This is a genomic window from Bradyrhizobium sp. AUGA SZCCT0182 (assembly GCF_018130185.1).
GTDB lineage: Bacteria > Pseudomonadota > Alphaproteobacteria > Rhizobiales > Xanthobacteraceae > Bradyrhizobium.
Map to the genome: position 1 here is coordinate 1 of NZ_JAFCLY010000034.1, position 25,089 is coordinate 25,089.

The window sequence follows — 25,089 nt, forward strand, 5'->3', positions numbered from 1 at the left end:
TCTCCCCGGAGACGAGTTCTTGGTTGACTCCGTCGCTGCCGTTCCCGCTTGCGCTTCTCCGACAGCTTGACGCCTGCAACGGGCGCCAGGACCACACGGTTTTGCCGTACGCTCGTCCGCGCCGTCGTCTCAGCGCAAACAAGCGTCCACCGCAACCCGCCCAACGTCCGTGACGACGGCCGACGCCCTTCTGAGTAGGACGGGATGGGCAAAGATATGCATCTGATTTTCCTTCTGGTAAACAGAAATATTTTTTATTTTGGGGCTTGACACGATTTCCGTAAATCAGAACTGATTTGCCCGTCGGGTTGTTTTGTCGCAGCCAACCGTCATTGCAAGCGGAACATTCGCCACTCGAATTTCGAGGCCTGCAAGCGCGCTCACATGAAAAAAACACACAAACACATCAGATTAAGAACACACAAACAAATCAGATTGCACTTGCCAACGAAAATGCGGCGGGAACAATCCGGTCCTGTCGGCATTATTGTCAACGCTTCGAATTCCGGGAGACTTCCATGAAAACGGCAAAGATCATGCTGGCTGGACTGGCCGCCCTCACCCTCGTTTCAGCGGCCTCAGCCCAGCAAGCGATGACGGGAACGGTCACGCGAATTGACCGGACCGACGGGACGATCGCAATCCAGTTGCACCGGACTCCAACGCAGAGCGGCACCGTCGGCGCCAACACCGACGGCGCTAAAACAGAGGGTCCTGCCGAAGAGCTCAAGACCAAGATCCAGGGCAATCTGTTGAACGTCCTGCACGCCGGCGACCGGGTCAAGTTTACGCTCACCGACGCGGGGGGGAGCAAAACCATCACCAACGTCGAGCGACCGTAACTGACGGGCACGCACAGCCAAATCGAAACGCAAAAAGGGCCGCGGCAAAACCGCGGCCCTTTCTCCTGGAAGGGTCTGTCGTTACTCCGTGCAGACCTTGGTCGTCTTCATGCCGGTTTCGGCCTCCGTCTTGGTCTTGTAGATGCCGTTGTCGACGACGACGGTGGTCGTGCTGACCGGCTTGGTTTCGACCACGGTGCACTTCTTCGTGGTGCTGTCGCGAACGACGTAATATTCGGCAGCCATCGCGGTCCCGGCTACGCTCGTTGCGGCAAACGCCAGTGCGCCGATCATCAGAAATTTCTTCAAGGTATCCTCCTCCGATTTTAGTGATGCCATCAGCAACCCGCGGAGAAACCGGATGTTCCACTTTTTCCCGAATGGTTTGCACTTCCCGGATTCCATCCTGGCCTATGCGCAGCGAGCCGGCTCGGTAACAGATCGGGAATAGTCAGCAATACCGCCCACTAAAGACCTCGGTCTTTCCGGCGAGCGGAACAAACATATGGCCGGGAACTTATAGACGTAGTCGCAATCATGCGATGGAGGACGACTGCATGAGACGCATTGCATTGATTGGCTGCGCACTGCTGCTGGCAATGACCGCATCCGCTTCCGCCAGGCTGGGAGTTGCGCCGCTTACCGTGCCGGATGACGGAGTGACCCAGGTCAAGCACGGACGTGGGCACGGTCACGGACATCGCATGGGCCGCGGTGGCCGGGGCCATCATCACGGTTGGGGCCGGGGTCGCGGGCACCATTACGGCTGGCGCCATCACCGTCGTCACTACTGAAACGCTCGCCCGGTGCTGCTTTCATCGATCCATTGCCCCGACGAAAGCAGGCACCGGCGGTATGGACGGTCGCGCCGACAGGCGCGGCCCGTTCAGTTTCCTGACGCCGGTCAGCCCAGCTCCATCTCGACGGCGATCCGGATCAAGTCGGAATGGTTCTTGGCGCCGAGTTTCTGCTTCAGCAGCGAGGTGGTGTTGGCCACGGTCTTGTAGGAAATATCGAGCGCGTCGGCGACTTCGACGATTTTGTCGCCGCGGCCCAGCAAGCGCAGGATTTCCAATTCGCGCGCGGTCATTTGCGAGGCCGGATTGGCCTTGATGGAAGCGCCCGAGAACGTCACTGCCTCCGCCAGTTGCGGCGAGATGAAATTTTCTCCCGAAGCCACCTTACGAACGGCCTTTACCAGCGTCCGCGGATCGTCGCCCTTGGCGACGTAACCCTGCGCGCCCATTTCCACCGCGCGAACCACGAAGGCAGGGTCGTCATTCATGCTGAACATGATGATTTTGGCGTCCGGATCCTCCTTGCGGATCCGTCGCATCAGCTCAAACCCCGAGACGTCGGGAAGTTTGATATCGATGATTGTGACATCCGGTCGCCGCGTCATATAGGCCTTGTGACCGGATTTGGCGTCCGCGGCGTCGTCAATTTTCACCGTCGCGTCCGAAGCGAACAGCGAACGGCATCCGGAAACGACCACGGGATGGTCGTCGACGATCAGGATCCTGGTTGCCGATTTGGCGATGTTCTGCATCCTTGCAGCCCCTTTTGGGATAAATAGGCATTTCGCGATAATTGAAAAGAGAAACCTGCGCTACGGGAGTTAGAATAGTCCGAATGTGGCAGAATCTTTCCCTTCGCATGCGGCTAATTCTCCCGCTCGGCACCATGTTCGTGGCCGCGCTGCTGCTCGGGGCGGTCTCGCTGCAGCTTTTCGCGCCGGCCCAACTGGTGGATGAAAGCGAGCCGGCATCGCGATCGGCAAAGGTGGTCGCCGAGGCGCTCAACAGCGCGCTGCTGACGTCCGCCAACCCGCAGCAAACGCTCGACGCATTTGTGCAGGCGCTGGGCACATCCGAGGCCATCCGCTTCCGCCGTACCGGTATCGAGACGGCGACGCCGTTGCCGACGGAGATACGCACCCCGCTTGGACGCGTGCCGCACTGGTTCGTCGATCTTCTCGGCCTGCCGGAGATCGGCGCCTCGTTTCCGGTGAGGATCGATGGAAAGCAGGTCGGCGACATCCTGTCTTCGCCCGATCTTTCAGCCGACATCTACGAGAAATGGGTCGGCTTTCTCGCCCTCGTTTCATCCGTCATCGCCCTGATGCTGGTGACCGGAATTATCGCCTATTTGACCGCAGGAACCGTGGTCGATGCGCTGCGGAATCTGGGTGAAGGCCTGACCCGGATGCGGACGGGGGACTACCAGCACCTGATCGCGGCGACGGGTCCGCCGGAGATTCGCAAGAGTTCCGAATTGGCCAATGAACTCGCGCGCACGCTGAACCAACTGAGCCAGGACAATCGCAGCCTGCTGCGAAAGGTCGTCTCGCTGCAGGACGATGAGCGCTGCGACATCGCGCGCGACCTTCATGACGAACTCGGGCCCTTGCTATTCGGGATCCGGGCCAACGCGGTGGCGCTACAGGACGGCGCGGCACAGCACAAGAAACTCGGCGCTTCGGTCGAGGCGATGCTTGAATCGGTCGAGGCGCTGCAACTTGCGAACCGCCGTATCCTCGACCGGTTGCGGCCGCTTCATATCCAGGAACTGGGGCTCGAGAAGAGTGTCCAGACCCTGCTGCAGTATGCGCGATCACAGGCGCCCGGCCTCAAGCTGAATGTGCGGATCGATCCCGCTCTGAACGACGTCGACGGGCTGCTTTCCCAGACCATCTACCGGGTTATCCAGGAGGGCGTGACCAATGTCCTCAGGCACGCCAATGCCAGCGTGATCAGCGTCGAGGCGATGATCGAAGGAAACCAGGTATTGGTGGAAATTTCCGACGATGGCGTTGGATTTACACCGGACCAGCGCTTTGGCCGTGGATTGACGGGAATGCACGAGCGCGTCCGGGCCCTGAGCGGGACATTCGAATTCAAGCGGCAGAACAGTCGGACCTATGTCCGGTGCCGTTTGCCGGCTGGCGTGTGAGGCGCACCGCTGGCCCAAGGATGCAGCGAAGGATGCAGCGAAGGATGCAGCGCGAAAGATCATCAGGTTGAAAACTGGAGTGGCGACCGCGTCGTCACCAGGCGCGATCCGGCACACCAGCGACATCCGGCGCGGTTGCCGGCGCGAACGGGGCGCAGCGGGTTTGCAGAATCTTCCCGGCCGCGTCGAACGTGAAGACAATGCGAACGGGCCTGCCTTCGGAGTTCAGGTAATCGAGCATGACCCCGTCGGCAGACGGCGTGATCTCTTCCAGTCCGAAGGCATTGGGCGAGAACGCCTCGAGCCGGGGCCGCCAATATGATTCAAGCGCAGCCCGGCCCGCATAGGTGTTTCCGCCGTTGCAGCCACATTCGAGCCTTGCTTCGGACGCGTACAGGTCGAGCAGCGGACCAAGCTCATGTCGCCGGCAGGCATCGAGCCAATCGACGACAACAGCCACCTGATCGATATCGTTCGCGATATCCTTGGCGTTATCCTTGGCAATTTCCTTGGCAGTATTCTTGGGCAGGTTCGACATGTCCATTGGCTGCACCTGGCTCGATGGGTCGAGAAAGGCAACGGAGTTAAGGCGATCGTCGTGAACGGGCACTGAACCACCGGTTACCCGCAATTCAGTTTGAAACCAAAAACAATTTGGGTCCACGGAAGTTCCAGGCGCGATCAGCGGATTCAAGACAACCGTACTTTCGAACCAGCAATCTCTGGTAGCGGCAATCCGTACAAACGGTGAGCACGCGGATTCAAGCGTGGCAGCGCGTTTGCACCTTGCAGCCACACACTGCATGCGTCGCGCGTCTGCCTACGCCACAATGCGGATTGACTAGCCTCCGACGCCGCGCCCATAATCCCGATGCAAGGGGCTTTCTGCACGTACCGACCACAAGAGTCGTGACAGTCTGGTGCAAAGGCGGGGTAACGGGCTTGTCGGCATCGCGGCGTCCAATGTTCGGCGAGCAACAGCGGTTCATGCTGTTTCTCATTGCGCCGGCGGCACTCCTGATGCTGCTGTTTCAGGTGCTGCCGATCGTGATCGGCGCCAATGCCAGCTTCCGCGACTGGGCGCTCTATAACCCGAAGAAGATCTGGGTCGGCTTCAGCCACTATTACGCGGTGCTGTCGGATCCGGCGTTTCTCTACACGGTGCTGCCGAACACCTTCCTGTTCATGATCCTGAGCGTGGCCGGGGCGCTGGTGGCGGGACTGGCGCTGGCGCTGCTGCTCAACCGCCCGTTTCGTGGGCAAAAGCTGGTGCAGACGATCCTGCTGGTGCCGCTGATGGTGGCGCCGGTCGTCGCCGCGATCATGATCCGCTGGATGTTCAACGACCAGTTCGGCATCGTCAACACGGTGCTGGAGGCTATCGGGCTGGAGGGCCAGCCCTGGCTGGTGCAGCGCTGGAGCGCCTTCGGCATCATCCTGCTCACCGACATCTGGCTGTGGACGCCGTGGTTCACGCTGCTGCTGCTCGCGGGATTACAGAGCCTGCCGAAGGAGCCGTTCGAGGCGGCCGCGATCGACGGCACCACGACCTGGCGCGTGTTCAGATTCCTGACCCTGCCGATGCTGCGCCCGGTCATCGTGGTGTGCGTGGTGATCCGCGCCATCGACGCCTTTCGCACCTTCGACATCGTGTGGACGCTGACCGGCGGCGGGCCGGGCCGCTCGACCGAGCTGTTCAGCCTCTATGCCTATGTGCACGCGTTCCTCAACCTCGATCTCGGCCGCGGCTCGGCGGCGGCGATCATCGGCGGGCTCATCATCCTCGTGATCGGCGTGGTGCTGTACCGCCTCGTCGACCGCATCGCAAAGGCATAATCAGATGCCGATCGTAAGCCGCCCCGATTTCCTGCCGGGATTGCCGAAATGGAGCCGCAAGACGCTGTTCGCGCTGGCGCTGTTCGGCATCTGCTTTGCGTTCGCGTTTCCGGTGTTGTGGCTGATCCTGACCTCGCTGCGGCCAGAATCCGGCGTCTATTACGTCCATCGTGGCACCGAATTCACACTGGCCAGCTTTGCCGAGGTGCTGACCGACGACCGCATCGTGTCGGCCTTCCTCAACAGCGCGCTGATCTCGACGCTGGCGACCATCTTCTCGCTGCTGGTCACCGTCTCCAGCGGCTACATGCTGTCGCGCTTCACCGGGCCGGCGTCGCGGATCTGGTTCGGGACCATCTATGTGTTCCGCTGCATCCCCTATATTTCCTGGGTGCTGCCGCTGTATTTCGTGACCCAGAGCTGGGGCCTCTACGACACCTATACCGGGCTGCTGCTGCCGCACGTCGCGGTGCATATCTGCTTCTTCTCGTGGCTGATGAAGGGGTTTTTCGACGGCATCGATCCCAGCATGGAATATGCCGCGATGATCGACGGCTGCACGCGGTGGGGCGCCTTCATCCGCGTCGCCATACCGTCGGCGCTGCCGGCGATCTCGGCGCTCGCGGTGCTGTGCTGGCTGTTCACCTGGAACGAATTCCTGTTCGCGCTGATCCTGACCGGCAACCGCGTGCCGATGATCACGGTTGTCATGGCGCAGTTCGTCACCGAGATGGGGCTGCGCTGGAATTTGATGGCGGCGACCGCCGTGATGGCGCTGGTGCCGGCGTTCCTGGTCGCGCTGTTCGGGCAGAAATATGTGATCCGGGGACTGCGTATCTAGAAACGACGGGGACGCTGAATACGACGAGGAAACAACACCAAAAACGAGGGAGGGAAGCGATGAAGCAACTGACAAAACTGGCTGTCGCAACGACGGTGGCCCTGTGGGCGGCCGCAGGAAGCGCGAGCGCCCAGGTGACCGAACTGCGGATCGGCTACCAGCCGAGCCCGATCCAGGACAATTCGATTGCGATGTTCGAGGCCTGGGGCGCCAAGAATGGCGTCAAGATCGTCAAGGTGCCGAACTCCTACGGCGTCTATGTCGAGAAGATGACGGCGTCGCTGACGTCGAACTCCGATCAGTACGACGTGATCTGGCACAATGACGATTGGGGCCAGACCTGGGCGCATCTGCTCGAGCCGATGGATGACGTCGAAGCCAACAAATTTGCTTCCAAGTGGAGCATGTCACCGATCGTGTTCGGCAACGACAAGGGCCAGAACACCGTCGTGCCGATGGGCCAGACCTTCAGCGTGTTCTTCTACCGCTCCGACCTCGTCAAGCCCGAGGAAGTGCCGAAGACGCTGGATGAACTCGTCACCGTGAGCAAGAAGCTGCAGGCTGACGGCAAGGTGAAGTTCGGCTATGTCGCCGGCGCGTCGATGAACAACTCCTGGTTCACCTGGTTCTGGTCGATGTGGGGCAACAATTGCGACGTGCTGCTGCCGCCCTACGAGCGCGACAACAAGAAGCTCGCCGCGGCAGGATGGAAGTCGGGCATGACCGAGCCCTGCATGCAGAAGAACGTCGAATATTGGTGGGATGCGATCAATACCCACAAGATCGTGCCGCGCGGCATGCCGGCCTATGACCGCAACGAAGCCAACGCCGTGTTCATGGCCGGCGACGCCGCGTTCACGGTGGCGGACTCGCTGTGGTGGGGCACGTTCAACGATCCGGCCAAGTCGAAGATCGTTGGCAAGGTGGCTGCGACGCGTTTCCCGCTCGGTCCCGACCGCGCCAAGCCGTTCGCCTGGGACGACATCTGGGGCTGGGCGATCCCGAAGTCGATCTCGCCGGAGCGTAAGAAGAAGGCCAAGGAAATGCTTAACGCGATGATGCTGGACAAGGAAGGCCAGAAGAAGCTGTTCAAGGCGACCGGCGCGCCGCCGCCCAACACCGAGTTCTGGGCGGAGATCGCGGCGGAAGATGCGTTCATGAAGCTCTTGAAGGAATCGGTGCTGGATTCGCCGGACAAGGTGCGCGGCGCCTATTACTTCCCGCAATGGCCCGCCGTGCACAAGGCGTTCAACGACACCGTCACCAAGGCCGTCACCGGCAAGCGCGAGGACATCGCCAAGGTGCTGGCCGAAGGCGCGCCGCTGGTCAGCAAGGCGGCGCAATAAGTCGAAAGCAATATCCCGCCGCGGGAAGTCGCGGCGGGATTGTTTTGGGTCAACATGATCTTTATCTTGACGCGTTTTCTTCACGCGAACCGGTATCCACTTCGCTCGAAAACGCTCTAGTACAGTAACGGCGGGTAAATGGCAGCGATTTCACTCAGCAAGCTCAACAAGCATTATGGCTCGCTGTTCCACGCCGTAAAGGACGTCGATCTCGAGATCTCCGACAAGGAGTTCGTGGCGCTGGTCGGCCCGTCCGGCTGCGGCAAGTCGACGACGCTACGCATGATCGCGGGGCTGGAGGACATCAGTAGCGGTGACATCCGCATCGGCAACCGGGTCGTCAACGACCTGCCGCCGCGCGACCGCGACATCGCGATGGTGTTCCAGAATTACGCGCTCTATCAGCACATGAGCGTCTACGACAATCTCGCCTTCGGCCTGCGCAACAAGAAGACTTCGGAAGCCGAGATCAAGGCCGCGATCGACCGCGCGGCAAACATGCTCGGACTGCACGAATTGCTGGCGCGCAAACCGAAGCAATTATCCGGCGGCCAGCAGCAGCGCGTCGCGCTCGGCCGCTGCATCGTGCGCAATCCGGAAGTGTTTTTGTTCGACGAGCCGCTGTCGAACCTCGACGCCAAGCTGCGCGCGCAGATGCGGATCGAGATCAAGCGCCTGCACGCCGCCATTCCGACCACGTCTGTTTTCGTGACCCACGACCAGGTCGAGGCCATGACGCTGGGCGACCGGGTCGTGATCATGCGCGACGGCCGGGTGCAGCAGGTCGGCACGCCGCTGCAGGTCTACGGCAAGCCCGCCAACAAGTTCGTCGCCGGTTTCATCGGCGCGCCCGCGATGAATTTTGTCAGCGTCACCGTGCGCAGCGATGGCGGCGCGACGACGGTCGAGGCTGATGGCCTCAAGCTGACGGTCGGCGGCGCGGATGCGCGTGCGCTCGCGCCCTATCATGACAAGCCCGTGATCATGGGGGCGCGGCCCGAACATCTCGCCCTCGGCGAGGGCGCGCCGGGCGCAAGCTTTGACGCCCATGTCGAGGTCGTCGAGCAGCTCGGCTCCGAGATCCTGCTCGAGACCCGCGTGGGGAGCCACGGCATCACGGTGGCCCGGGTGCCAGCGGAAACGGTGATCGCGCGTGGCGATCAGGTCCGCGTCTCGGCCCAGCCCGGCCGGCTGCATTTCTTCGATCCGGAGACGGAATTGCCGATTACGGGTTGATTCCTCCCTCTCCGTCATGGCCGGGCTTGACCCGGCCATCCACGTCTTAACTCGGACGAATGAGAAGAAAGTCGTGGATGCCCGGGACAAGCCCGGGCATGACGAAGAAAGAACCCCTCACCGCTTCACGGCGCCGGTCGGGCTGGCAAACCCTTCCATGGTCCGGATTCGCTTTTCCAACCACCAGCCATATTCGGGCGCCCAGTCTTCGAACTTGCGGTTGATGCCGAGATCATGGGCCCAGTGATGGGCGATGTTGGGATTGTACTGCGACTGCCGCCCGATCGCGATCAAATCGGCCTGGCCTTTTTCCAGCACCGCTTCGGCCTGCCCGGCCTCGAGGATGATGCCGACCGCCATGGTCGCGATGTCGACTTCCTTGCGGACTCTTTCAGCATAAGGCACCTGGAAGCCGAGGCCGCGCGGCACTTGGGCAGCCGTTGCCGAACCGGAAATGCCGCCGGAGGAGCAGTCGACCACGTCGACGCCGCGCGCTTTCAATTCATGCGCCAGCGCCACCGTGTCGTCCATGTTCCAGCCGTTCTGCGCGCCGTCGACCGAGGACACGCGCACGAACAGCGGCATCGTGTCCGGCATTTCGCGCCGTACCGCCTCGACGATGTCGAGCGGCAGCCGCATCCGCCCCCTTCGGTCGCCGCCATATTCGTCGTTGCGGGTGTTTGATATCGGCGACAGGAACGAGGCCAGCAGATAGCCATGGGCCATATGAACCTCGATCACGTCGAAGCCCGCCTTGACCGCGTTCTTGGCGGCGTTGGCCCAGGTCTTCACCATGGCGCGGCAGTCTTCGGCGGTGAGCTGGCGCGGCGTCAGCCATCCCGGCGCCACCGGTTCGCTGGTCGGACCGACCGGCTGCCATAATTTGGCGCCGGCCTTGATCTCTTCCGGCGTCAGCGGGCCCATGCCGTCCATCGCCTTTTGCGAGGACGATTTGCGGCCGCCATGCGCGAGCTGAAGACCGATCGCGGTGTTCTCCCGTCTCATGAATGATATCAGCGGCTTGAAGCTTTCGACCTGGGCGTCGTTCCAGATGCCGAGATCGAACTCGTTGATCAGGCCGATTTCCTCGACGCCGGTAGCTTCGACAAACACCAGACCAAAACCGCCGAGCGCGTAACGACCGAGATGCACCTGATGAAACATGCCGCAGGTCGCCCCGGGATCGGCGCGGTAATGCACCATCGGCGGCACCACCAGGCGGTTCTTCAGCGTCAGACCGCGAATGCTGAACGGCTGGAACAGCAGGGGGCGTGCGGGATCGGCGGGGGGCGCGTCGGACATCGGTGGCCTGTGGCGTGAACTGCGGGTAGCGAATGATCCATCATTTGAAATCCACGGTCCAGCCAGCCCTTGCATGTCATGCATGCAGCGACGCGCTTCGGCCCCCTAGTCGCCACCGACATCGACATCGAGGCTGGCGGCCTTCAGGGAGGCGATGGTCGCCTCAAGATGGGTCCGGTCTCGGGTTTCGATGACAACCTCAAGGACCACCGCCTTGGCTGGCAGGTCGGTGAAGATGCGTTGATGCGACACCTCGACGATATTGGCGCCTGCCTTGGCCAGGACGGCGACAACCGTGCCGAGCTGTCCGGGCCGATCCACGATGTCGAACTTCAGCTTCGAAAGCCGACCTTCCCTCGCGAGTTGACGCGTCAGCACACCGGAAAGGAGCCGCGTGTCGATATTGCCTCCGCTCAGCACCAGGCCGAGCGAACGGCCCTTGAAGCGGGCCTGATCGGCGAGCACGGCCGCCAGGCCCGCCGCCCCCGCACCCTCGGTCACCGACTTCTCGATGGTGATGAAAAGGCTCAACGCGTGCTCAATCTGCTGTTCGGTGACGAGTACGATATCATCGACGAGCGCGCGCACGATCTTCGACGTGATCTGGCCGGGCGCCTTGACGGCAATGCCCTCCGCGAGCGTATCACCGCGCATCGCAAGATGTTCTCCCTTGATGAGGTTGTACATCGAGGGATAAAGCGCGGCCTGGACGCCGACGATCTCGATATCCGGCTTGAGGGTCTTGGCGGCAACGGCCATGCCGGATATCAGGCCGCCGCCCCCGATTGGAACGATCAGGACATCGAGATCGGGCACCGAAGCCAGCATCTCGAGCGCGATGGTACCTTGACCCGCGATGATCAACGGATCGTCATAGGGATGGATATACGTCAAACCCTGTTTTCGACCGTAGTCGGTGGCGAGGGTGGCGGTATCCTCCAGCGTCGCCCCACCCTCGATCACGGTCGCACCGTGCCGGCGCGTGTTCTCGATCTTCACAGTTGGAGTTCCCACCGGCATGAAGATGGTTGCAGGGATCGAGAGGCAGGCCGCGTGATAGGCCACGCCCTGTGCGTGGTTGCCCGCCGAGGCGGCTGTCACACCGCGCCGCCGTTCGTCGGCCGATAACGCAGACAGCCGATTGAGCGCGCCGCGCTCCTTGAACGTCGCCGTAAACTGCAGGTTTTCGAATTTCAGCCATATGTTCGCGCCCGTGATGTCGGACAACGTACGACTAGGCTCGAAGCTCGTCCGCTTCACGAAGCCGGCGAGCACGCCTGCCGCCGCCTCGATATCGCGAAGGGTAACCGGCAGGTGCGCGAGGGAAGCTTTCAACGTCTCGGTCATGGCTATCGAATCTCTGCCGACACGTTCCACGCAGTAAGGGCGAAGACGGAGACGGCGGGTTACGCTACCCAACCCACCCTATGAAGCTATTTCAAGAAAAAATACAGTGGCTTCGTAGGGTGGGTTAGCCGAAGGCGTAACCCACCGAGTAAGGGACGAGGATGGTGGGTTACGCTTCGCTAACCCACCCTACGACACCAAGAAGCTACGAAGCTGCGCTCCGCCTTTGCGCGCGCCACCACACGCCGAAGGCGATCACGACTGCCGCCGCCAGGCTGAACCAGGTGATGGCGTATTGCATGTGGTCGTCCTTGAGATGGACATTGAGCGGCCCCGGTTTCGGAATGCCGCTCTCGGGCACCGGTGATTCCAGATCGATATAAAACGGCGCGACATTCTTGCCGCCCTCGCCCCAGCCGAGCGCGCGCGCCATCGCAAGATGATCGCGGGTGAACCAGAGCCGCTTGGCGATGTTTTCCGACGGCGTCAGCGTGCCGGCGGCTTCCGGAAAGCGGAGATAGCCGGTGAATTTGACCGGCTGGCCGGTGACGAGACGGCCGACCGCGCGATCCTGCTGGGCGCGATCCTGCATCGTGTTCTGCACGAAGCCGGTATTGACCGCGACGATTGCCCCATCGGCGGTTTGCGCCGGCAGGAACGCCCAGGTGCCGGGGCCGGACACGTCGTTACGGACCGAAGAGCCGGAGCTATAGACCATCACATCGGGAAGCCGCGCGTAAGCTCCGGTGAAACTGACGCGGCGGAATTCGTCTTTGGCCGGTGTCAGCGTGCCCCACTGCGCCTGTTCCGGCAGCGCCTTGGGCGCATCGGCCAGCCTTTCGTTCAGGGCGGCGATCAGCGCGTGCTTCTGGTCGCGCCGCTGCAATTGCCAGATCCCAAGGCTCAGGCAGGTCACGATCATCACGAGCGTGAAGATGGCAAAGCCGAGCGTACCACGCCGCCGCGCAACGACGCCGGTCATTTCGGCTCGCGGTCGATCAGGCGGCCGGGTGCGGCCTTGTGATGGTATTGCAGCGCGATCAGCAGCGACTTCATCGAGCGCAGCGGCAACAGCGTGGTCGCCAGAATCAGCGGCAGCCACAGCGCCGCATGCAGCCAGAACGGCGGCTGGTATTTTATCTCCACGATCAAGGCCGATCCGACCACGATCGCACCGGCGATCATGATGATGAAAATCGCCGGCCCGTCGCCGGCATCGATGAAGGCGTAATCGAGCCCGCAGGCCTCGCAGTTCGGCCGCAAATCGATGAAGCCCGCGTAGAGCTTGCCCTTGCCGCAGCGCGGGCAACGGCAGGCGATGCCGCGCAATGCGCTCTCGGTCAGCGTGGGAAGTGTCTCGTCCATTTGCATCCTTCTTCCCCTCTCCCCTTGTGGGAGAGGGTGCACTCGCGAAGCGAGGGCGGGTGAGGGGTCTCTATCCGCGGCGACAGACCCGTCATTCGGTGCCCTGGCCGACGCGAAGCGTCGGCGTTCCAAGAAACGGCGGCCGGAGGCGGCCTACGCCACCTTCATATGTACCGCAAGCTACTTATTGGAGAGCCATTCGCGTACTACTGGGTTGCCTCCACCTCAAGGCTCCCCGAGTGAATAATGGCCGTTTTGTTCCGCTGCCGCCAGTCCCACGACGCGATGATCGATCCGGACCACAGGCCCGCACGGTTCTCTCTCGCAGCGATCTCGTCGGCATCGTAAGCGCGGGAATAGCGGACGAACGACAATGCCCCACCGGATCGCACCATCCGCTTGCGCACTCCTCGCCCTCGATGAAGCAACTCGCGAGCGATCTCCGGATTCCCAAGCCTGTCTGCTGGAATGCCGGAATCAGTTTATGGCGGCCGCGACACCGCAGACCCATTTTTCCCAGCGCCTTCGAGGCGACTGCCCTAAGCGGCGCACAGCGAGGTGTGCGTGGCTTTAATGGGTGGAAAGTTTGGAGAACTCAGTACCTTGCAACGACGGGGCCACCAAACCGGTACGCTATTCCTATCATTCCAATGTGCGTATTGAGTTTCAAATCCGTGGCTACCGTCACAACTGAAACACCGGGGGATACCAGCACCAGCGAATTGCTCCACGTTCCGAAGTCCGAGTAACGATACTCAGCACGAAGCATCCAGTTTGCGAAGATTTTCGTGTCGATGCCGACGCCGGCCGTCCAGCCCGTTCGGGTGGAGCTGTTCGTCGCCGTCGTAAGAAGGGGGATTGGAGTTGGTCCGCAAAGGGGATCAGTAAAGCTGGTTTCGCAGGTTATGGAGTTGGAGAAGTTCTGGAACGCGATACCGCCAGTCCCATAGAGCAGAACATTGGGAGCTACCAGGTATCCGAGCCGCCCCCGCACATTCGCATCCCATCGAGCTTTCACGCTCGATACATTGGCGCCGGGGCCCGGGACACCCAGAATGCAGGTGACCGTGCAGCCGGGCGCGCCCACCGTCGTGACGGTACCATCAAAATACGCGGCATCGAGGACAATGCCGGCAACCCATTGAGGCGCGAACTGGTAGTCGTATCCTGCAAAGCCGCCGTAGCGACCGTTTGAGGGGCGAAAGCCTCTAGGCGAACTACCGTCTACCGTTGGGGGAGGAATTACAAAGCCCGGCGCGACAACGCCAATCGACGTCGTGGTCCAATCGGCGTTGGCCTGCTCGCCGCCGAGCGAGGCTCCAACATAAAAGCCTGTCCAGGTCGAAACCGCTGCTTCAGGCGCGTAGCGAGGGGCTTTCACAGCCATGTCGGCAGCGGATGCGCCCATGGCGCTGGACGCGAGAACGGATATTGCCAAAGCAAGTTTTTTCATAAAAAGCCCCAGCGCTCGTTGAATGGCCCGAACCAAAGCTTAAACGGGTTCATCGTGCCCAGATGTATCGTTCAGGCCACAGTCGCGACATTTCGGACGAACATGCGGAACCCTGTTCCGCTCTTGCCAACCCGTCCGCCGGCCTGGGACCGCCAATCGCTGACGATCGGCATCGTGGTGTAGCCGAGCATGAGCGGCGCCTCGTCAGCGAGCGCATCAACGCCGCGCTTGCAGCCGCCAAGGCCGTGCGGCTGCACCTCTTCCGGTAGATCAAGGCCTGCGCCGACATATCCGGAGGCTACGGATGATGGCGGTTTGCTGCCCGTGGTGGAGTGGCCACAGGACCAAGCATCAGAGCCTTGAGGAGCAAATTTGAAGCAGCCTGGATGAAATTTCCAAGCAGCACGGCGCGACGCAGGGGCAGCGCCTCGCAAGGATCGGCCCCCGACGGTCAAGTCGAGCGTCATCCGATCATATCAACCGGTCGCTTTGCAAAAATCCCTCGCCGTGTAAAAAAACCGCCTTGCCCCGTGATACCACCACCCCACTCTTTGGAAAAGAAATCTGGATTCTCTTTTCGAAAGGTGAAGTATCTTCTCGTTGACAAAAACCTTGTGCGGATTTCTGGGGGCGCCGTCTGTTTCAACAGGAACAATTTCGGCATCATAAATTAGGCCATGCAATTCCGCGAAGATCATGGCTTCGATGACCAATATATCAATGAAGTATTTTTTATGTTTATCATCACCACGAAATTTCGTGCTTTGCGGATGATACTTTCTGGTTGCCATCCACGCATAGATCGCTCCTGAATCAAACAGGAAAGCGGCGGCGGCTTCTATGCCGTCTTTGTCTTTTACCGCAAGCGCGAACGCTTTCTGACGACGGACGCCATTCTCGATGAGTGCCTCTGCAATGCTCAGCGGAGCATAGCTCTGCGCGCCATTACTGGTAAGATTGCTCTGATAAAACTTACAAAAGTCAGACGCTGAGATATCCTCTATTTTAGCTTGTTCCAATGCGGTTCGGTATCTAGTTCTTCCGTCTCTTGAAATGGTTTTCAGTACTTTTTCTCTGGCTTGCGCATACGCGTCACGCTCATAATTTTGTTTGCTGGGTGAACGGACGTATTTGGGTATTTTGATGCATTCAAACCCGGCCTTGATGAACGCATCGCGAATGATGCCGGAATCATCATCCAGGATGAATTGGCAGTAACCAATCGATCCAGGTAGCTGCTTTATAATATCGGCAATCGCACCTCGTTTCTCTTCATCACTGATGTGCTTGTCGAGAAAGACGAATGAGCTGAGCCGTCTCCAGTTATCTAAACTTGTTATCCTTGGAAAAATGCCCAGTACGTTTGTTTGGCAATACGGAAAAGCGCATATCAGCTTGCCGGCTCTGTTGAATGCTTTGGCTACCCGGTGCTCCTTCCTGTACGCGATATCTACGAACCAGGGCTGAGAAAAGATCGATACGTCGTCCGGGTGTGCGCCCGCGATCCAATCGCGCTTGCTACTCTTCGGCACGAGCGTCGCCGCCAAAAGGCGGCTCCTCCAATTTTCGAAATTCGCGATGTTCAATATCTTCCAGCGGTAATCGTTCAGTCTATCGGCACGCGCGGGAGCTCCCCCGACCGCCCGGTAGCCTGTTCAGAGTATTCGGGGGACGACGCAAGAGTGAGTGCGCAGAAGGATTACCCAAACCGGCAAGCCGCTCCGGCTAGCGCTGAACCGGTCTCCATGCTGTCACGATCCGAGACTTCACCCGTCGGTGACCGTGTCAGCATGAGGATGGTTAACGCCCGGCGATACACGCATCTCGATCGTTAGCCCAAAAGGCAAACGAAAGAAAAAGGGCGGCCCTGCGGCCGCCCTCTTGTAACAAAATGATGCCAGATCAATGCGCGGCGTGCCCGACAGCGTCAGCGCCGCGGAACCAGACATAGATGCAGATGAACAGGAACAGCCACACCACGTCGACGAAGTGCCAGTACCAGGCGGCGAATTCGAAGCCGAGATGCTGGGTCGGCGTGAAGTGTCCGGCATAGGCGCGGAACAGGCAGACCAGCAGGAACACGGTGCCGACCAGCACGTGGAAACCGTGGAAGCCGGTCGCCATGAAGAAGGTCGCGCCATACATGTTGCCGGAGAAGTGGAATGTGGCGTGGGCGTATTCATAGGCCTGCACGCAGGTGAACAACGCGCCGAGCACGACGGTGAGGATCAGGCCGTATTTCAGACCCTTGCGATCGCCTTCCAGCAGCGCGTGATGCGCCCAGGTCACCGTGGTGCCCGAGGTCAGCAGCAGCAGCGTATTGAGGAGCGGCAGATGCCAGGGGTCGAAGGTCTCGATGCCCTTCGGCGGCCAGGTGCCCGGCACGCTGCAGGCGCCCGCGGCCGTGCCGGCGCCACAGCCGAACACCGCGTCGCGGGTGGCGTGAATGGCATCGGCCGGGAACAGCGCGGAATTGAAGAAGGCCCAGAACCAGGCGACGAAGAACATCACCTCGGAGGCGATGAACAGGATCATGCCGTAACGGTGGCTGATCTGCACCACGCGGGTGTGGTCGCCCTTGAACTGGGCTTCGCGGATCACGTCGCCCCACCAGCTCGCCATGGTGTAGAGCACGCCGATGGTGCCGGCGCCGAACACGATCGGCGCCGCCGCATACATATGGTGCATCCAGCCGATCGCACCGACGGCCATGATGAAGGCCGAGATCGAGCCGACGACCGGCCACGGGCTCGGATCGACGAGGTGGTAGTCGTGGTGCTTCGCGTGCGCCGTAGCCATTGCGGTCTCTCCGTTAGCGGTGCCGGATCCTTCGGCACATCTTCGTCTCAAAAATTCAAAGTCGGGAATTTCGAAAGGCCGAAATTCCCGGAGTTACAGGCTTCCCTTGCGCTTGTCCGGCTCGCCCGAAGCCACCGGCTTCGGCGCCGGATCGCGCACGGGATAGAAGGTGTAGGACAGCGTGATGGTGTTCAGCCCGTCATTCTCGCTGTCGGCGATCAGCGCCGGATCGACGTAGAACACGACCGGCATCTCGCGCTTCTCGCCCGGCGCCATGGTCTGTTCGGTGAAGCAGAAGCAGTTGATCTTCTGGAAATACGCGCCGACCGTCAGCGGGGTTACATTGTAAGCGGCCTGGCCGACCGTGGGCCGCGCCGCCTGGTTGGTCACATGATAAAATACGGTGACGACCTCGCCGACCCTGACCTCGATCTCGTTCTGCTCCGGCTCGAACTTCCAGGGCAGGCCGGCGCCGACATTGGCATCGAACCGCACCGAGATTTTGCGAGCCAGCGGGCCTTGCGACGGCGCCGAGGTAGCGACCTGGGTGGTGCCGTTGAAGCCGGTGGCGCGGCAGAACCAGTTATAGAAGGGAACGGCGGCATAGGCTGCGCCGACCATGAACACCACGACGAAACCGCAGATCGAGGCCACCATCGCATCGCGCGTCAGGCCGCGGCGCGAAGCCTTGCGGCTTGCCTCCGTTTCCCCTCGCGCGATCGGTTGGTTTGCCATCTCCACCACCTACCTACATTTCCAGTTTACATGGGCCGAACTAGAACGGCCGGCCCCTTGACCATGGTGACGGCGAAAAACAGCACGACGAGCACGAGGAGCGCGAGCGCAATCGCGACCGACCGCTGCCGCCGGCTTCTTTTCTGCGCCTCGGTGAGGACGATTCCATCTGGCATCCGCTTGTCGTCCATTCCGGTCCCATGCGCCCCCTACCCGATCAAAGCCATGACGCCGCGCACGACAACCTCGAGCAGCAGCGTGGCGAACAGCGCGAACAGGTAAAGGATCGAGAAAGCAAACAGCCGTCGGGTCGCGCGCAGCGCCGCGGTACCCTCGCGGCGGCGGTAGACGTTGATCGCCAGCGCCATCATTCCGGCGCCAAGCACCAGCGAGGTGATGCCATAGATCGCGTCGAAATAGCCGAGCGGCCAGGGGGCGACGGCGATCGCGACCAGTACGACCGTATAGAGCAGGATCTGCAGCCGGGTCGCGTCGGGGCCGGCGACGACCGGCAGCATCGGCACGCCGGCGCGGGCGTAATCGTCGCTGCGAAACAGCGCCAGCGCCCAGAAATGCGGCGGGGTCCAGAAGAAGATGATCAGGAACAGCAGCACCGGCTCCATCGACAGCGAGCCGGTCGCCGCGGCCCACGCCACCACAGGCGGCAGTGCGCCGGCGGCGCCGCCGATCACGATGTTCTGCGCGGTCCAGCGCTTCAGGAGCATGGTGTAGATCACGACGTAGAAGAAGATCGTGAACGCCAGGAGGCCGCCCGCGAGCCAGTTGACGAGGATGCCGAGCGTCATCACCGAGAAGAACGCCAGGATCAGCCCGAACGCGGTGGCTTCCTCGCGCGTGATGCGGCCGCGCGGGATCGGCCGGTTCGCGGTGCGCGACATCAACGCGTCGATATCGCCCTCATAGGCCATGTTCAGCGCACCGGAGGCGCCGGCGCCGACCGCGATGCAGAGGATGGAAGTGAACGCCAGGATCGGGTGGATATGCCCGGGCGCGATCACGAGGCCGACCAGCGCGGTGAAGATCACCAGCGACATCACCCGCGGCTTCAGCAGCGCGAGGTAGTCGCCGACCTCAGCCTCGGAAATCCGGGGCAACTCGATGGCGTTGTGATCGACGACCGACAAGATTGATCTCGCTTGGTTCTAAGCCGCGGCGCGCCCGAAAGAGCGCGCCGCGAATTATAAGGTTTATTGCACCCGCGGCAGCACTTCGAACTGGTGGAAGGGCGGCGGCGACGACAGCGTCCATTCCAGCGTGGTGGCGCCGGGGCCCCACGGATTATCCGCCGCCTGCTCCTTCTTGATGAAGGCATCGATCACGCCATAGATGAAGATCAGCACGCCGAAGCCCGAAATGTAGGAGCCGAGCGAGGACACCAGGTTCCAGCCGGCGAACGCATCCGGATAGTCGATGTAGCGGCGCGGCATGCCGGATAGCCCGAGGAAATGCTGCGGGAAGAACACCAGGTTGACGCCGATGAAGGTGACCCAGAAGTGCAGCTTGCCGATGGTTTCCGAGTACATGTAGCCGGACATCTTCGGGAACCAGTAGTACCAGCCGGCGAAGATCGCGAACACGGCGCCGAGCGACAGCACGTAGTGGAAGTGCGCGACGACGTAATAGGTTTCCTGCAGCACGCGGTCGACGCCGGCATTGGCCAGCACGACGCCGGTGACGCCACCGAGCGTGAACAGGAAGATGAAGCCGATCGCCCACAGCATCGGCGTCTTGAACTCGATCGAGCCGCCCCACATCGTGGCGATCCAGGAGAAGATCTTCACCCCGGTCGGCACCGCGATCACCATGGTGGCGGCGACGAAATAGGCCTGCGTCGCGCTGGACATGCCGACCGTGTACATGTGGTGCGCCCACACCACGAAGCCGATGCCGCCGATCGCGACCATGGCGTAGGCCATGCCGAGATAGCCGAACACGGGCTTCTTGGAGAAGGTCGAGACGATCTGGCTGACCATGCCGAAGCCGGGCAGGATCAGGATGTAGACTTCGGGATGGCCGAAGAACCAGAACAGATGCTGGAACAGCAGCGGGTCGCCGCCGCCGTCGGCGGAGAAGAAGGTGGTGCCGAAATTGCGGTCGGTCAGCAGCATGGTGATCGCACCGGCGAGCACCGGCAGCGACAACAGCAGCAGGAACACGGTGACCAGGATCGACCAGACGAACAGCGGCATCTTGTGCAGGGTCATGCCCGGCGCGCGCATGTTGAAGATCGTGGTGATGAAGTTGATGGCGCCGAGGATCGACGAGGCGCCGGCCAGATGCAGCGACAGGATCGCGAAATCGACCGCCGGTCCCGGATGGCCCGAGGTCGACAGCGGCGCGTACATGGTCCAGCCCGCGCCGACGCCGTTGGCGCCCGGCTCACCCTCAACGAAGGTGGACATCAGGAGCAGCGCGAACGAGGCCGGCAGCAGCCAGAACGAGATGTTGTTCATGCGCGGGAACGCCATGTCGGGCGCACCGATCATCAGCGGCACGAACCAGTTGCCGAAGCCGCCGATCATCGCCGGCATCACCATGAAGAAGATCATGATCAGGCCGTGCGAGGTCACGAACACGTTGTAGGTATGGGCTTCGTGGAACAGCTGGACGCCGGGATACATCAGCTCGATGCGGATCGCGATCGACATCGCCGCGCCAATGACGCCGGCGATGACCGCGAACACCAGGTACATCGTTCCGATGTCCTTGTGGTTCGTCGAATAGACGAAGCGCCGCCATCCGGTCGGATGCGCGTGCGCGTGGTCATCATGGGCGTGATCGTGGTGTGTCGCTGCGCCTGTTGCCATGTTCAAATCCTGCCTTGCAGTCCCTTTTCGGACCTTGCGGTCCCGTCGCCCTTGTCCCTTGCGCCTAAGCCTTAAGCTTGCCTGAGCTTTGCGGCTTACTGCGCCACCGCGCCAGCCGAGGCGTACGAATTCGCCGGGTTGGTCGCATATTTCTTCTTCGCGGTTTCCACCCAGGCCGCGAATTCCTGATCGCTCACGACCCGCACCGCGATCGGCATGAAGGCGTGATCCTTGCCGCACAGTTCGGAGCACTGGCCGTAGAACATCCCGGTCTTGGTGGCCTTGAACCAGGTCTCGTTCAGACGGCCGGGGATGGCGTCGATCTTGATGCCGAAGGCCGGCACCGCGAAGGCGTGGATGACGTCAGCACCGGTGGTCAGAACCTTGACCACCTTGTTGACCGGCACCACCATCTCATTGTCGACGCCGAGCAGCCGGGGCTTCTTGTCCGCTGCCATCAGCGAATCGAACTCGAACTTGCCGTGATCGGGATAGGCGTAGCTCCAGTACCACTGCTTGCCGGTCGCCTTGATGGTGAGATCGGCCTTTGGCACGTCGAGCTGCAGAAACAGCAGCCGGAACGACGGCACCGCGATCGCGACCAGAATCAGCACCGGGATCAGGGTCCAGGCCACTTCGATCAGGGTGTTGTGGGTGGTCTTGGAGGGGACCGGGTTGGCCTTGGCGTTGAATTTCACGACGACCATGACCAGCAGCACGAGCACGAACAGCGTGATGACGGTGATGGTGCCGACCAGCCAGTTATGGAACCAGATGATGTAGTCCATCACAGGCGTAGCGGATTCCTGCAGGGTCCATTCCCACGGCGCTGGCTGCCCCAATTCGGCTGACGCCGTACCGCCGGCGACAAGGGCCATGCCCGCCACCGCAAATCCCAGCAACCGCCGGCCAATCTGGCCCTTCGACATCTTCATGCCGCTCGCGCTCCCTTGATAAATCCCCAAAGCATCCCCGCCGGATGGCCGGAAATGCCGCACGATCCGCCCCTACAAACAGCCCGCCGGAGGTGGCTTGGATGCACACCTCAAAAGTACCGGGGCCAAATCGCTAGAACGCTTCGAAATCCAGCCTCTCAAACCATAATTCGCAGGCTCTCGCAATGCAGTAGTGGGGACCAAAGCCATGCGTCACCGGCTAATCTCTGCATGTCAGGTTTTCCCGGTGAAACAGGCAAAACTCGCCTTTTTGTCCAGCTGCGCCGCTTGACAGGCGGATTACTGGATGTACGCAAAGGCAGGGTGCGCCGCGGGGACCTGATTCGCCGCTGAAGCGCCTTTCCGGCTTGGCATCGGGCTTGATATCGGGCTTGGGAATTGCTTCGAGATTTAGCGAAAGACCGCCTTCAAGGCGCCGTCATTACGTATCAGTCCGAGTAATCATTCAGAGGATCGACCCGGATGAGGCGTTCGAAACATCAGGCAGGACGCAAGCCAGGGCCAGGCCGCTGGCTGGGCGGACTGCTCGCCACCGCGCTCCTGCTCGGCCTGACGGAGGCTGCCAGCGCCCAGGGCGCGGTGCGCTCGGTCCATGGCGACTGGCAGATCCGCTGCGACACCCCGCCGGGCGCCCAGGGCGAGCAATGCGCCCTGATCCAGAGCGTGGTAGCCGAAGACCGCTCCAACGCCGGCCTCACCGTGATCGTGCTCAAGACCGCCGACCAGAAGAGCAAGCTGATGCGGGTGGTCGCCCCCTTGGGCGTGCTGCTGCCCTCCGGGCTCGGCCTGAAACTGGACAATCAGGACGTCGGCCGCGCCGGTTTTGTCCGCTGCCTGCCCAATGGCTGCGTTGCCGAGGTCGTGATGGACGAAAAACTGCTCGGCCAGCTTCGCACCGCCAAGACCGCGACCTTCATTATCTTCGAGACCCCGGAAGAGGGCATCGGCTTTCCGCTGAGCCTGAACGGGATCGGCGAGGGGTATGACAAGCTGCCGTGAGGGGCCGGGCGCTCGCCTCAACGTCCGCTTTGCTTAGTCACGCGCGGCGCCGGCGTAGTAGTCGAACAACCGGCGGGCCTCGATCGAGAGCCAGTCCGCTTCACCCGTGATGTAGCCTTCGACTTGCCCGGTGACGCCGAGCAGGAAGCTGATCGGCATGCCGTACAGCGCGAATGGCGTGTCGACACCGTCGCTGGCGCCGGCACGCCCCACCAGTCCACCGGGATCGAAACCGATTCCGAGGTGGCGAAGCTTCAGCTGCCGGACGAACGGCGCGACCACGGATCGATCGCGATCGGTGGTGATGGCGACGACCATAAGGTCTGCGCGGCGGTTTTCCGCGAGTTGATCCAGTATCGGCAGTTCCGTGCGGCAGCCGGGGCACCAGGTTGCCCAGAAATTGACGAGCACCACCTTGCCGCGGAAGGACGTCAGATCGAGCACACCTCCGCCGAGACGCGGGATCGGTACCGGCGGGACCGGCCGTGCGCCGCGAAGAAGCGTGAACTGATGCCGGGCCGTTGCGAATGGCGGCGGCCCGCCGGCCGCGGCGCGACCCGGCAGGGGCGAGATCGCAAGCGAGGCAGCCGCGCCCATTATCCCCGCGACAAAGCTGCGGCGGGTCGGGCCGCGAGGCGACGTCATGTCGGATACTCCGCTGTGCAGTTTTGCATCCAGGTTCTGAATCCAAATATCACGATCGGATGTAGGACCAGCCGGCTTCCTGCAATTCGATGATGCGCCCCGGCCCGCTCGGCACCAGATCGACGCCATCGATCAGGGTGACCGGACGCCCCTCCTGGCGCTCCATACCGAGCTTGGTGGCGTCGCAGACCACGAAGCGGATGTTCGAATTGACCGTCCTTAACACCCGCAGCATGTCCTTCACCGGCGAAGTGTCGGCGCGCAGCATGTGAACGCCGGCATTGTAGGCGACCACTTCGATCGTGAACGCTTCGTTCCGCTCCTGGTAGTATTTTGGAAGGTTGAGCGAGGTCGAGATCAGCGCCCGCATCGTGGTGGGATCATCGGTGTTGATCGGCAGCACCAGCCGATGCACGCCGACCGCAGCGGCCTTCGCCTGCGGCTTTGGGCTCGCCGCCTCCGATCCTGTCAGCAACAAGGTCACGGTCAGCGGCACCATGAAGGCCAGGATGAGCCCCGCGGCAATCGTCAATTCACGGCGAGAAAGGTGCATGGCAGCAGCTTCACAAATGCCTGTTCACAAATTCTTGGCAAGCGATGCGATCTGGTCGCGCTTCGCGTAGGCGACGATGGCGCTCAGTGCCAACAGCACCAGAGCAGGCACAGCCGAGCCGCCGATCACAAAGAGATGAGTGACGGTCGCGCCGATCATGATGCAGATCAGCAGCACGGCACCGAAGGCCGCCAGCGACGGCGCGAGGATCAGGATGGCCCCGAGCACTTCCAGCGCCCCGGTCAAATAGCGGAACCATTGACCAAGTCCGATGTGCTGAAATTCCTCAACCAGCATCGGCACGCCATAGAGCTTGGCTCCGCCTGCGCCTGCAAAGGCAAGGGCCAGTAATCCCCTGACGACCCAGAGACCGGCAGACTTCCAGCGCGGCGGCGCCGATGCGGCGGCAAGTGACATTGGTAGCTCCCGATATGTTCCAGCGGTTCAGACCGCGCGGCGCCGTGGTCCGACGCGCCAAAGGCTTTCGACACACAAAATTCGGGAGTAAGATGAAAAGTACAAGTAGGATGCTTTTTGTGAGGTAGTATGAAAAAGATGACTATTGCAGAAAGCAACGATATTGCCGCCGCGGAACCGTGCCAGCGCGGCGTGGTGGAGCAATTTCATCGTGCGCTGGGGGTCCTGGCCGGAAAATGGAAGGGCGAAATTCTCTGGCAATTGGTCCAGCGCAAGCACCGGTTCGGCGAATTGCGCCAATCGATCCCCGGCGTCACCCAGCACATGCTTACGACGCAGCTGCGCGACCTTGAGGCCAACGGACTCGTGAAGCGCACCGTCTATCCCGAGGTGCCGCCGCGCGTCGAATATGAGATCACGCCATCGGCAAGAGCCCTCAAACCGGTGTTCGATGAACTGTTTCGCTGGTCGCAGGAGCATGGCTTTCCGACCGCGGCGCAGCCCAAGGGTTCTTCCGCCGACAAGAAAGCGTAGCCAAGGTAGATTCCCCCGTCATTGCGAGCCACCGGGTCGCAATGACGCGGAACGACACAGTGACCTCGCTCACAGCCGAGGCAACGGCAATCCTGCCAAGGTT

At 61.6% G+C, this 25,089-nt stretch carries 27 protein-coding genes; 8 read left to right on the forward strand and 19 right to left on the reverse strand.

Translation table 11 applies throughout. The features are described from left to right. Nucleotides 1–518 precede the first annotated feature (518 nt). Nucleotides 519–842, forward strand: coding sequence for a hypothetical protein (locus JQ611_RS29190; protein ID WP_212265257.1), 324 nt, complete (start codon nt 519–521; stop codon nt 840–842). An 81-nt stretch (nt 843–923) separates the two neighbouring features. Here the strand turns inward: JQ611_RS29190 and JQ611_RS29195 are convergent, their stop codons facing one another. Both JQ611_RS29195 and JQ611_RS29200 read right to left on the reverse strand, forming a co-directional pair. Beyond that, nucleotides 924–1,136 carry a hypothetical protein gene (locus JQ611_RS29195; protein ID WP_409363329.1) on the reverse strand — a complete coding sequence of 71 codons (213 nt, stop codon included), beginning with the start codon at nt 1,134–1,136 and terminating at the stop codon, nt 924–926. A gap of 610 nt (nt 1,137–1,746) precedes the next feature. Continuing rightward, nucleotides 1,747–2,391 carry a response regulator transcription factor gene (locus tag JQ611_RS29200; RefSeq protein ID WP_212265259.1) on the reverse strand — a complete coding sequence of 215 codons (645 nt, stop codon included), beginning with the start codon at nt 2,389–2,391 and terminating at the stop codon, nt 1,747–1,749. Nucleotides 2,392–2,498: 107 nt separating this feature from the next. Here JQ611_RS29200 and JQ611_RS29205 point away from each other — a divergent pair, with 107 nt between their 5' ends. Beyond that, the gene (locus tag JQ611_RS29205; RefSeq protein WP_312012247.1) at nt 2,499–3,794 is read left to right on the forward strand and encodes an ATP-binding protein; all 1,296 of its coding nucleotides are present in this window, start codon (nt 2,499–2,501) and stop codon (nt 3,792–3,794) included. Nucleotides 3,795–3,888: 94 nt separating this feature from the next. On the opposite strand, the gene JQ611_RS41955 is transcribed toward JQ611_RS29205, so the two are convergent. Further along, nucleotides 3,889–4,488, reverse strand: a complete 600-nt coding sequence (locus tag JQ611_RS41955; protein ID WP_249133542.1) for a nuclear transport factor 2 family protein — start codon at nt 4,486–4,488, stop codon at nt 3,889–3,891. Between the two features lie 293 nt (nt 4,489–4,781). On the opposite strand from JQ611_RS41955, the gene JQ611_RS29215 reads away from it, so the two are divergent. The 4 genes from JQ611_RS29215 to JQ611_RS29230 all read left to right on the forward strand — a co-directional run bounded on the left by JQ611_RS29215 (nt 4,782) and on the right by JQ611_RS29230 (nt 9,053). Then, nucleotides 4,782–5,630, forward strand: coding sequence for a carbohydrate ABC transporter permease (locus JQ611_RS29215; RefSeq protein ID WP_249119074.1), 849 nt, complete (start codon nt 4,782–4,784; stop codon nt 5,628–5,630). 4 nt (nt 5,631–5,634) lie between these two features. Beyond that, nucleotides 5,635–6,471, forward strand: coding sequence for a carbohydrate ABC transporter permease (locus JQ611_RS29220; RefSeq protein WP_211997879.1), 837 nt, complete (start codon nt 5,635–5,637; stop codon nt 6,469–6,471). Between the two features lie 59 nt (nt 6,472–6,530). Beyond that, nucleotides 6,531–7,817, forward strand: a complete 1,287-nt coding sequence (locus JQ611_RS29225) for an ABC transporter substrate-binding protein (RefSeq protein WP_212390734.1) — start codon at nt 6,531–6,533, stop codon at nt 7,815–7,817. 138 nt (nt 7,818–7,955) lie between these two features. After that, a complete protein-coding gene (locus JQ611_RS29230; RefSeq protein WP_212467390.1) occupies nt 7,956–9,053 on the forward strand; it encodes an ABC transporter ATP-binding protein in 1,098 nt (365 codons plus the stop codon). 117 nt (nt 9,054–9,170) lie between these two features. On the opposite strand, the gene JQ611_RS29235 is transcribed toward JQ611_RS29230, so the two are convergent. The 13 genes from JQ611_RS29235 to coxB all read right to left on the reverse strand — a co-directional run bounded on the left by JQ611_RS29235 (nt 9,171) and on the right by coxB (nt 21,817). After that, the gene (locus tag JQ611_RS29235; protein ID WP_212467391.1) at nt 9,171–10,355 is read right to left on the reverse strand and encodes an NADH:flavin oxidoreductase/NADH oxidase; all 1,185 of its coding nucleotides are present in this window, start codon (nt 10,353–10,355) and stop codon (nt 9,171–9,173) included. Nucleotides 10,356–10,460: 105 nt separating this feature from the next. After that, nucleotides 10,461–11,702 carry a threonine ammonia-lyase gene (locus JQ611_RS29240; protein WP_212390731.1) on the reverse strand — a complete coding sequence of 414 codons (1,242 nt, stop codon included), beginning with the start codon at nt 11,700–11,702 and terminating at the stop codon, nt 10,461–10,463. A gap of 205 nt (nt 11,703–11,907) precedes the next feature. Next, nucleotides 11,908–12,684 (reverse strand): SURF1 family protein, encoded by a 777-nt coding sequence (locus tag JQ611_RS29245; protein WP_212265266.1) that lies wholly within the window; start codon nt 12,682–12,684, stop codon nt 11,908–11,910. Then, nucleotides 12,681–13,067: a DUF983 domain-containing protein gene (locus JQ611_RS29250; protein ID WP_249133543.1), complete on the reverse strand. Its 387-nt coding sequence runs from the start codon at nt 13,065–13,067 to the stop codon at nt 12,681–12,683. The genes JQ611_RS29245 and JQ611_RS29250 overlap by 4 nt, the downstream gene beginning before the upstream one ends. 595 nt (nt 13,068–13,662) lie before the next feature. After that, on the reverse strand, nt 13,663–14,520 hold the full coding sequence (locus tag JQ611_RS29255) for an outer membrane protein (RefSeq protein WP_212467392.1): 858 nt from the start codon (nt 14,518–14,520) through the stop codon (nt 13,663–13,665). Nucleotides 14,521–14,591: 71 nt separating this feature from the next. Beyond that, complete coding sequence (locus tag JQ611_RS29260) at nt 14,592–14,777, reverse strand: hypothetical protein (protein WP_212467393.1); 186 nt, start codon at nt 14,775–14,777, stop codon at nt 14,592–14,594. A 219-nt stretch (nt 14,778–14,996) separates the two neighbouring features. Further along, a complete protein-coding gene (locus JQ611_RS29265; RefSeq protein WP_212390728.1) occupies nt 14,997–16,067 on the reverse strand; it encodes a hypothetical protein in 1,071 nt (356 codons plus the stop codon). A gap of 355 nt (nt 16,068–16,422) precedes the next feature. Then, nucleotides 16,423–17,319, reverse strand: a complete 897-nt coding sequence (locus JQ611_RS29270; protein ID WP_212390727.1) for a cytochrome c oxidase subunit 3 — start codon at nt 17,317–17,319, stop codon at nt 16,423–16,425. A gap of 93 nt (nt 17,320–17,412) precedes the next feature. Then, complete coding sequence (locus JQ611_RS29275) at nt 17,413–18,054, reverse strand: cytochrome c oxidase assembly protein (protein ID WP_212467394.1); 642 nt, start codon at nt 18,052–18,054, stop codon at nt 17,413–17,415. 26 nt (nt 18,055–18,080) lie between these two features. Then, nucleotides 18,081–18,245, reverse strand: coding sequence for a CoxF protein (locus tag JQ611_RS29280; RefSeq protein ID WP_192735385.1), 165 nt, complete (start codon nt 18,243–18,245; stop codon nt 18,081–18,083). An 18-nt stretch (nt 18,246–18,263) separates the two neighbouring features. Continuing rightward, nucleotides 18,264–19,199, reverse strand: coding sequence for a heme o synthase (locus JQ611_RS29285; protein WP_212265271.1), 936 nt, complete (start codon nt 19,197–19,199; stop codon nt 18,264–18,266). A 63-nt stretch (nt 19,200–19,262) separates the two neighbouring features. Further along, a complete protein-coding gene (gene ctaD, locus JQ611_RS29290) occupies nt 19,263–20,882 on the reverse strand; it encodes a cytochrome c oxidase subunit I (protein ID WP_212265272.1) in 1,620 nt (539 codons plus the stop codon). A 95-nt stretch (nt 20,883–20,977) separates the two neighbouring features. Further along, a complete protein-coding gene (coxB, locus tag JQ611_RS29295; RefSeq protein ID WP_212265273.1) occupies nt 20,978–21,817 on the reverse strand; it encodes a cytochrome c oxidase subunit II in 840 nt (279 codons plus the stop codon). Between the two features lie 483 nt (nt 21,818–22,300). Here coxB and JQ611_RS29300 point away from each other — a divergent pair, with 483 nt between their 5' ends. Further along, the gene (locus JQ611_RS29300; protein WP_249133544.1) at nt 22,301–22,837 is read left to right on the forward strand and encodes an invasion associated locus B family protein; all 537 of its coding nucleotides are present in this window, start codon (nt 22,301–22,303) and stop codon (nt 22,835–22,837) included. Between the two features lie 33 nt (nt 22,838–22,870). Here JQ611_RS29300 and JQ611_RS29305 read toward each other — a convergent pair whose 3' ends face one another. Genes JQ611_RS29305 through JQ611_RS29315 form a run of 3 tightly spaced genes read right to left on the reverse strand, consistent with a single transcriptional unit; the run spans nt 22,871 to nt 24,452 of the window. Then, entirely contained in the window at nt 22,871–23,482 is a 612-nt protein-coding gene (locus JQ611_RS29305) for a TlpA disulfide reductase family protein (protein ID WP_212467395.1), read from the reverse strand. Between the two features lie 49 nt (nt 23,483–23,531). Then, on the reverse strand, nt 23,532–24,035 hold the full coding sequence (locus JQ611_RS29310) for a DsrE family protein (RefSeq protein WP_212265275.1): 504 nt from the start codon (nt 24,033–24,035) through the stop codon (nt 23,532–23,534). A 24-nt stretch (nt 24,036–24,059) separates the two neighbouring features. Next, nucleotides 24,060–24,452 carry a DoxX family protein gene (locus tag JQ611_RS29315; RefSeq protein WP_212467396.1) on the reverse strand — a complete coding sequence of 131 codons (393 nt, stop codon included), beginning with the start codon at nt 24,450–24,452 and terminating at the stop codon, nt 24,060–24,062. Nucleotides 24,453–24,590: 138 nt separating this feature from the next. On the opposite strand from JQ611_RS29315, the gene JQ611_RS29320 reads away from it, so the two are divergent. Next, complete coding sequence (locus tag JQ611_RS29320) at nt 24,591–24,986, forward strand: helix-turn-helix domain-containing protein (protein ID WP_212390743.1); 396 nt, start codon at nt 24,591–24,593, stop codon at nt 24,984–24,986. The last annotated feature ends 103 nt before the right edge of the window (nt 24,987–25,089 follow it).